The organism is Streptomyces sp. A012304 (assembly GCF_026008495.1).
Classification (GTDB): Bacteria; Actinomycetota; Actinomycetes; order Streptomycetales; family Streptomycetaceae; genus Streptomyces.
In genome coordinates, this window is sequence record NZ_BQUN01000033.1 from 1 (window position 1) to 8619 (window position 8619).

Sequence of the window (8619 nt, forward strand, 5' to 3'; positions counted from 1 at the left end):
GCCCCCCGGCGCCCGAAACCGTCCCCGCCACCCCCGACCCCGGCGATCGGAGACTGAGACGCCATGCTCGACGAATCGCTGCTCGACACGCCGGAGGCCCTGGCCGAGGCAGACCACCGCTCCCTCCTGCGCGGAGCGGCCGAGGCCGGCGCCCGCGTCCGCACCGCCGTCCGGCACGCCACCGAAGCCGGCCTCCCCGACCTCAAACCCGACGGCCGCCCCCGCGCCATCCTCATCGCCGGCCCCGGCGCGGCCGCCACCTGCGTCGCCGACCTCCTCGGCACCCTCGCCGGCGCCGCCTGCCCGGTCACCCGCCTCGCCCCCACCGGCGTCGCCCCCGCCGCGGGCGCCCTCCGCTGGGACCTCCCCGGCTGGACCGGCTCCGTCGACCTCCTCCTGATCGCCACCCCCGACGGCACCGAACCCGGCCTCTCCCTCCTCGCCGAACAGGCCTACCGCCGAGGCTGCACCGTCGTCGCCGTCGCCCCCGCCCGCACCCCCCTCACCGAAGCCGTCAGCGCCGTGCACGGCCTGTTCGTCCCGATGGCGACCGCGCCGTACGAACACGACGAGCAACCCCCCATCGCCGCCTCCGCCCCCGGCGTCCTGTGGGCCCTGCTCACCCCCCTGCTCGCCCTGCTCGACCGCATCGCGCTCCTCTCCGCCCCGCCCGACGCCCTCGAAAAGGTCGCCGACCGCCTCGACCACATCGCCGAACGCTGCGGCCCCGCCATCGCGACCTACAGCAACCCCGCCAAGACACTCGCCGCCGAACTCGCCGACGCCCTCCCCGTGATCTGGACCGAGGGCACCTCCGCCGGCCCCGCCGGCCGCCGCTTCGCCGCCGCCCTCGCCGAACTCTCCGGCCGCCCAGCCCTCGTCGCCGAACTCCCCGAGGCCCTCGCCGAACACAGCGCCCTGCTCGCCGGCCCCCTCGCCGCCAGCGCCGACCCGGACGACTTCTTCCGCGACCGCGTCGAGGAACCGCCCGCCCTCCACGCACGCGTCCTGCTGCTGCGCGACCGCCCGATCGGCGGCCTCACCGCCGCCCCGGCCGCCCGCGACCTCGCGCTCAGCCACGACACGGCGATCAGCGAACTCGAACCCGAACCCGGCGACGAACTCGTCGCCCTCGCCGAACTGATCGCCATCACGGACTTCGCCGCCGTGTACCTGGCACTCGCCTCAGGAGCCTGACCCGACGACCGCCCCTCGCCGGCACCCCCTCGGCCGACAGCGGACCGCCGACACCGCCGACACCACAGACCCACCACACAGGCAGGCAGAGACACCGCATGGACCGCCTCGACAACACCATCCGCCCCTACGCCTGGGGTTCCCCCACCGCGATCCCCAGCCTGCTCGGCGTCGAGCCGACCGGCGAACCCCAGGCGGAGATGTGGATGGGCGCCCACCCCGGCGCGCCCTCCCGCACCGACCGCGGCACCCTCGTCGAGGTGATCGACACCGCCCCCGAGAAGGAACTCGGCCCCGCGTCCGTCGCCAAATTCGGCCCCCGCCTCCCCTTCCTCCTCAAGATCCTCGCCGCCGGCGCCCCCCTCTCCCTCCAGGTCCACCCCGACCTCCAACAGGCCAAAGACGGATACGAGGACGAAGAACGCCGCGGCATCCCCGTCGACGCCCCCCACCGCAACTACAAGGACGCCAACCACAAGCCCGAACTCATCTGCGCCCTCACCGAGTTCGACGGCCTCTGCGGCTTCCGATCCCCGGCCCGCGCCGCCGACCTCCTCGACGGCCTCGGCGTCGACTCCCTCAAGCCCTACGTCGACCTCCTCCACGCCCACCCCGAGGACGCCGCCCTGCGCGAAGTCCTCACCGCGATCCTCACCGCCGACCCCGAGGAGATGACCCACACCGTCGCCGCGACCGCCACCGCCTGCGACCGCCTCGGCGGCGACTACGCCCCCTACGCCGGCATCGCCCACCACTACCCCGGCGACCCCGGCGTCATCGCCGCCATGCTCCTCAACCACGTCCGCCTCCAGCCCGGCGAAGCCCTCTTCCTCGGAGCCGGCATCCCCCACGCCTACCTCAGCGGCCTCGGCGTCGAGATCATGGCCAACTCCGACAACGTCCTGCGCTGCGGCCTCACCCCCAAACACGTCGACGTCCCCGAACTCCTGCGCGTCGTCCGCTTCCAACCCGGCGACCCCGGCATCCTGCGCCCCGAAGCCACCCCCGACGGCGAAGAGGTCTACGACACGCCCATCGACGAGTTCCGCCTCTCCCGCTACGTCCTCCCCGAAGGCACCCCCACCCACGACCTCACCCTCCCCACCCCCCAGATCCTGCTGTGCACGGCAGGCTCCGTACAGGCCGGCGAACACGTCCTCACACCCGGCAACTCCGTCTTCGTCCCGGCAGGCGAGAAAGCCGAAGTGAACGGCGCGGGCACGGTCTTCCGCGCCACCGTCGTCGCCTGACGCATCCCACCCGCCCGTCCGGGCACACGCACCTCGGCCACTGCTGCAACAATGACCCACCGCAAAGGACGGGCAAAGCCGACAGGCGCCCCGAGCCGCCCCGACGGCGGCCCCGGGGAGGGGCCCGGAGGACGAGAAGGGACAACGCGAACACATGAGCGCGTCAGGCGGCACCAAGGCGATCGTGGCGGCACTCGCCGCCAACCTCGCGATCGCGGTATCGAAGTTCGTGGCGTTCGCCTTCAGCGGCTCGTCGTCGATGCTCGCCGAAGGCGTGCACTCGCTCGCCGACTCCGGCAACCAGGCCCTCCTCCTGGTCGGCGGCAAGAAGGCCCAGCGCGAAGCCACCCCGCAACACCCCTTCGGCTACGGCCGCGAACGCTACATCTACGCCTTCCTCGTCTCCATCGTCCTCTTCTCGGTCGGCGGCATGTTCGCCATCTACGAGGGCTACGAGAAGATCAAGCACCCGCACGAACTGGAGCACTGGTACTGGCCCGTCGGCGTCCTCGTCTTCGCGATCATCGCCGAGACGTTCTCCTTCCGGACGGCCATCAAGGAATCCAACCTCCTGCGCGGCGAGAAGTCCTGGACCGAGTTCGTCCGCCGCGCCAAAGCCCCCGAGCTGCCGGTCGTCCTCCTCGAAGACCTCGGCGCCCTCGTCGGCCTGATCCTCGCCCTCGCCGGCGTCAGCCTCGCCCTCATCACCGGCGACGGCGTCTGGGACGGCATCGGCACCATCTGCATCGGCATCCTCCTCGTCCTCATCGCCCTCGTCCTCGCCGCCGAGACCAAGTCCCTCCTCCTCGGCGAGTCCGCCGGCCTCGAAGAGGTCCAGAAGATCGAAGCCGCCATCGTCGACGGCGACACCGTCACCCGCGTCATCCACATGCGCACCCTCCACCTCGGCCCCGAGGAACTCCTCGTCGCCGCCAAGATCGCCGTGCAGCACGACGACACCGCCACCGAGATCGCACGCGCCATCGACGCCGCCGAGGCCCGCATCCGCCACGCCGTCCCCACCGCCCGCGTCATCTACCTCGAACCCGACGTCTACAGCGAGGCCGAAGCAGCCAAGGGCGCCGACCGCGAAGCCACCCCCGGCGGCCCCGCCCACCCCCCGGCCGACCACTGACCTTCCCACCACCCGACGGGGCCCGCCGCACACCGGCGGGCCCCGCCGCCTTTCCCGCGACCCGCCCCACAACGGCGCGATCTGTTCGGAGGCTGACTGGGGCCGCCCGCCGCCTCCGGTGTAGCTTGGAACGGAGCCAGACGTCGCTGCTGATGGCGGTCGGGCGGTCCACGACGGACCGACCGAGGGAGAGAGGGCCTCCGACGGACTGCGCTGCGCGCACGCGGGCATGCCTGTGTCCCCTTCGGGCACCCCTGTGTCCGCTGCCGCGCAGACCAGCCGTACCCAGACCTCGACCCAACCCCGAGGAGCAGCTCACCATGACGACTGTCGAGAACCGACAGGACTTCAAGGTCGCCGACCTCTCCCTGGCCGAGTTCGGCCGCAAGGAGATCACCCTCGCCGAGCACGAGATGCCGGGCCTCATGGCGATCCGCAAGGAATACGCCGAGGCACAGCCCCTCGCCGGCGCCCGCATCACCGGCTCCCTGCACATGACCGTGCAGACCGCCGTCCTCATCGAGACCCTCGTCGCCCTCGGCGCGCAGGTCCGCTGGGCCTCCTGCAACATCTTCTCCACCCAGGACCACGCGGCCGCCGCCATCGCCGTCGGCCCGAACGGCACGCCCGACAACCCGCAGGGCGTCCCGGTCTTCGCCTGGAAGGGCGAGACCCTCCAGGAATACTGGTGGTGCACCGAGCAGGCCCTGACCTGGCCGGACAGCCCCACCGGCGGCCCGAACATGATCCTCGACGACGGCGGCGACGCCACCCTCCTCGTCCACAAGGGCGTCGAGTACGAGAAGGACGGCAAGGTCCCCTCGCCCGACACCGCCGAGTCCGAGGAACACCGCGTCATCCTCGAACTGCTCACCCGCACCGTCGCCGAGACGCCCCAGAAGTGGACCCAGCTCGCCTCCGAGATCCGCGGCGTCACCGAGGAAACCACCACCGGCGTCCACCGTCTCTACGAGATGCAGCGCGACGGCGTCCTCCTCTTCCCGGCGATCAACGTCAACGACGCCGTCACCAAGTCGAAGTTCGACAACAAGTACGGCTGCCGCCACTCCCTCGTCGACGGCATCAACCGCGCCACCGACGTCCTCATCGGCGGCAAGACCGCCGTCGTCTGCGGCTACGGCGACGTCGGCAAGGGCTGCGCCGAGTCGCTCCGCGGCCAGGGCGCCCGCGTCATCGTCACCGAGATCGACCCCATCTGCGCCCTCCAGGCGGCGATGGACGGCTACCAGGTCACGACCCTCGACGAGGTCGTCGACAAGGCCGACATCTTCATCACCACCACCGGCAACAAGGACATCATCATGGCCTCCGACATGGCCAAGATGAAGCACCAGGCCATCGTGGGCAACATCGGCCACTTCGACAACGAGATCGACATGGCCGGCCTCGCCAAGATCCCCGGCATCGTCAAGGACGAGATCAAGCCGCAGGTCCACACCTGGACCTTCCCCGACGGCAAGAAGATCATCGTCCTCTCCGAGGGCCGCCTGCTGAACCTCGGCAACGCCACCGGCCACCCGTCGTTCGTGATGTCCAACTCCTTCGCGGACCAGACCCTGGCCCAGATCGAGCTGTTCACCAAGCAGTCGCAGTACCCGATCGGCGTCTACACGCTGCCCAAGCACCTCGACGAGAAGGTCGCCCGCCTCCACCTGGACGCCCTCGGCGTGAAGCTGACCCAGCTCCGCCCCGAGCAGGCCGCCTACATCGGCGTCGAGGTGGAAGGCCCGTACAAGCCGGACCACTACCGCTACTGAGTCCGCGGCCCGCGTCGCCGAGAGCGCGTCCGCGCGTTGACGCGCTCCCCGGCACCAGGTCCCGAGAGGCAGGCCCCCGCACCCCCGTGTCGGGGGCCTGCCCCATGGGCCCGCGGCCACACGGCCACAGGCAGCGCCGGACCGGCTCACCGAGGCGACCCGGACCAGCCCGTCACACCCCAGGACCCCCATGCCCCGAGGCCGATATTCGCTCCACGATCCGCACGATCACACCCCTCTCGCACACGAACACTTCCACTGCGCCCCCGGCCCCTCCGGCTGGCGCTATGTCTCCCAGCTGACCACCCCCACCGGCGACCACCACGGCTCCGTCGACCTCACCCTCGACGCCCTCGGCCGCCCCCTGCGCCTCGAGCTCCACGCCGGCAGCTGGCAGGTACGCGGCGCCGCCCTGGACGGCGTCACCTGGGTCCGCACCGACCCCACCGGCACCCACGCCACCGAAGGCAACGCACCCGCCCACGCCTTCACCGGCACCTCCCCCGCCTTCCTGATCGCCACGACCCGCCTCCTACGCCTCACCCCCTCCGCGCCCGCGACCCGCGTACGCCTCGTCGCCTTCACCGACCCGGTCCTCGCCCCGCGCACCGTGGACCAGTCCTGGGCCTTGGTGAACAGCGAAGCACACGCCACTGACAACGCCCCCCTCACCGTGGACGAATACCAGGTCACAGCCCTGGACACGGGCGAACAGCACACCGTCCACATCGCCGGCGACGTGGTCCTCGCGGCACCCGGCATCGAACTCGAAGACCTCGACTCACCCCCGTCGACCTTCGACTGAGAGCGACGCCTCCCGACCGGCCTACGCAGGCGGCACGAACCCCGTCGCCCGGCGCTCACCGGACGCCTGACCACCCGGCGCCACCGACCGCCGAGGGGCCTCCTGACCAGCTTCCGCCACAGTCCGAGCCCCGGACTCCCGACCGACCGACTCCCCACCACCCACCCCAGCAACAGACACCCCACCACTCCCACCGAACACACCCCCCGGCGCACCGGCGACAGTCGCACCGGCGACCGGCCCCCCGAACGCCCGCCGAGCCTCCCGCACCTGCCGCTCCTGCACCACCGCGGCCAGATACGCCGCCGACGGCACCCCCTCAGGCACCGGAACACCCGTGAAGGCCGCCACATCGCCGGCCAACCGCTCCGCCATCGCCCACCCCACCTGCGGATCCAACTGACCCATCCGCCCCAGGTACTGCCGGACCGCCAACCACAGACCGTCCGGCACCGCCGACAGATCCAGTTCCGAGAACCGCCCGGCCAGCCACGGCGCAGGAGCCGGCACCGCCCCCACCCGCGCCCCAGGCACCCGCTCCCGCACCACCAGCGTCCCCGCGAAGACATCTCCGAGCCGCCGCCCCCGCGCCGACACCAACGACGCGACACACGCCACCACCCCGGCCGTCAGCAGGATCTCCACCACCCCGAGCGCCCCACGCACCAGCGCATGCCGGAAACGGATCGGCCCGCCGTCGTCCCGCACCACCCGCAGCCCGCACGCCAGCTTCCCCAGCGACCGCCCATGGCTGAGCGTCTCCACCGCGATCGGCCCACCCACCAGCACCAACAGGAACGACGCGATCGACACCGCCAGCTGCGCCGCCTCGTCCAACGACGCTGTCGCCGCGACCAGCCCGACACTCACGACGACATAGACCGTCAGCCCGACGACCAGGTCCAACAGCGCGGCCAGCATCCTGCTGGGCAGCCTGGCCGGTCGCAGCTCCAACGCCACCGCCTCACCCGTCACCAGCTCGCTCACGCCCACCGCCCCTTCCCCGACCGCCCCGCGTACGGTCAGTCTGCCAAGCTGAGAAACACCCCGCCCGGCCGCCGACGAACAGCCGAGGAGCAGCCACACCCATGGACCTCGACGTCTTCGTCTCCGCCCACCGAAATGAGTGGGACCGCCTCGACGCCCTCCTGCGCCGACGCGCCCTCACCGGAGCCGAGGCCGACGAACTCGTCACCCTCTACCAGCGCACCGCCACCCACCTCTCCCTCATCCAGTCCGGCGCCCCCGACCCACAGCTCACCGGCCGGCTCAGTCAACTGGTGGCACGCGCGCGCAGCACCGTGACAGGCACCCGCCGCGCCTCATGGCGCGACGTCACACACTTCCTCACCCATGGCTTCCCCGCCGCGATCTACCGCTCACGACACTGGTGGATACCGACCGCACTCGTCTCCACCGCGGTCGCGGCCCTCCTGGGCTGGTGGATCGGCACCCACCCGGAAGTGCAGTCCTCCATAGCGGCCCCCAGCGAACTCCGAGAGCTCACCCGACCCGGCGGCCAGTACGAGACGTACTACTCGAGCCACCCCGCCGCCTCCTTCGCCGCCCAGGTCTGGACGAACAACGCCCAGGCCGCCGCGCTGTGCCTGGTCTTGGGCGTCTTCCTCGGCCTTCCGGTCCTCTGGATCCTCTTCCAGAACATGCTCAACCTGGGCATCGGAATCGGCCTCATGTCCTCCGCAGGCCGGCTCGACACCTTCCTCGGCCTGGTCCTCCCCCACGGCCTCCTCGAACTCACCGCGGTCTTCGTCGCCGCCGGCACGGGACTGCGCCTGGGCTGGACCGTCCTCGACCCCGGCCCCCGCTCCCGTCGCGCCGCCCTCGCCGAGGAGGGCCGATCCGCACTGGGCATGGCCATCGGCCTTGCCCTGGTCCTCTTCGTGTCGGGCGCCATCGAAGGCTTCGTCACCCCATCAGGGCTGCCCACGTGGACCCGCATCACCATCGGCCTCACCGCCGAAGCCGCCTTCCTCGCCTATGTCTATGTCCTCGGAGGCAGGGCCGCCCGCACCGGGGACACGGGCGACGTCGCAGCAGCGGAGCGCAGCGCCAGCGTGCCGACAGCCGCCTGATGTGCGACCGCGCCTCCGGAACTGCTAGTCTCCTCTTCGCCCCACGAGAGCCGTTGACACGGAGCGCGTGGGGAGGTAGATTCGAACAGTTGCCTGGACTGGACAGGGTCCGGTCGGCAGCGGGTTAGTATCTATAAGGCCTCCTGGAACTGGAACTCCCATTCCTCGCAGGCCACCCCCGATGAATCGGAATGAATGGCCGGTCAGACTGGTCCGGAACTTCTGATAAAGTCGGAACCGCCGGAAAGGAAACCGCGAAACAAAAGCGGGAACCTGGAAAGCACCGAGGAAATCGGATCGAGAAAAGATCTGATAGAGTCGGAAACGCAAGACCGAAGGGAAGCGCCCGGAGGAAAGCCTG

7 protein-coding genes are annotated in these 8619 nt (G+C 71.1%); 6 read left to right on the plus strand and 1 reads right to left on the minus strand.

What is annotated here, in order from left to right:
* Nucleotides 1–63 precede the first annotated feature (63 nt).
* The 5 genes from ALMP_RS07125 to ALMP_RS07145 all read left to right on the plus strand — a co-directional run bounded on the left by ALMP_RS07125 (nt 64) and on the right by ALMP_RS07145 (nt 6165).
* Nucleotides 64–1197 carry an SIS domain-containing protein gene (locus ALMP_RS07125; RefSeq protein WP_264925379.1) on the plus strand — a complete coding sequence of 378 codons (1134 nt, stop codon included), beginning with the start codon at nt 64–66 and terminating at the stop codon, nt 1195–1197.
* 98 nt (nt 1198–1295) lie between these two features.
* Nucleotides 1296–2447 (plus strand): mannose-6-phosphate isomerase, class I, encoded by a 1152-nt coding sequence (gene manA, locus ALMP_RS07130; protein WP_264925380.1) that lies wholly within the window; start codon nt 1296–1298, stop codon nt 2445–2447.
* A gap of 154 nt (nt 2448–2601) precedes the next feature.
* Nucleotides 2602–3582 carry a cation diffusion facilitator family transporter gene (locus ALMP_RS07135; RefSeq protein ID WP_264925381.1) on the plus strand — a complete coding sequence of 327 codons (981 nt, stop codon included), beginning with the start codon at nt 2602–2604 and terminating at the stop codon, nt 3580–3582.
* A gap of 320 nt (nt 3583–3902) precedes the next feature.
* Nucleotides 3903–5360 (plus strand): adenosylhomocysteinase, encoded by a 1458-nt coding sequence (ahcY, locus tag ALMP_RS07140; RefSeq protein WP_264925382.1) that lies wholly within the window; start codon nt 3903–3905, stop codon nt 5358–5360.
* A gap of 190 nt (nt 5361–5550) precedes the next feature.
* Complete coding sequence (locus ALMP_RS07145; protein ID WP_264925383.1) at nt 5551–6165, plus strand: hypothetical protein; 615 nt, start codon at nt 5551–5553, stop codon at nt 6163–6165.
* Between the two features lie 21 nt (nt 6166–6186).
* Here ALMP_RS07145 and ALMP_RS07150 read toward each other — a convergent pair whose 3' ends face one another.
* Nucleotides 6187–7152 (minus strand): RDD family protein, encoded by a 966-nt coding sequence (locus ALMP_RS07150; RefSeq protein WP_264925384.1) that lies wholly within the window; start codon nt 7150–7152, stop codon nt 6187–6189.
* Between the two features lie 101 nt (nt 7153–7253).
* Between ALMP_RS07150 and ALMP_RS07155 the strand changes: the two genes are divergently transcribed.
* Nucleotides 7254–8258: a stage II sporulation protein M gene (locus ALMP_RS07155; RefSeq protein ID WP_264925385.1), complete on the plus strand. Its 1005-nt coding sequence runs from the start codon at nt 7254–7256 to the stop codon at nt 8256–8258.
* Nucleotides 8259–8619 lie beyond the last annotated feature (361 nt).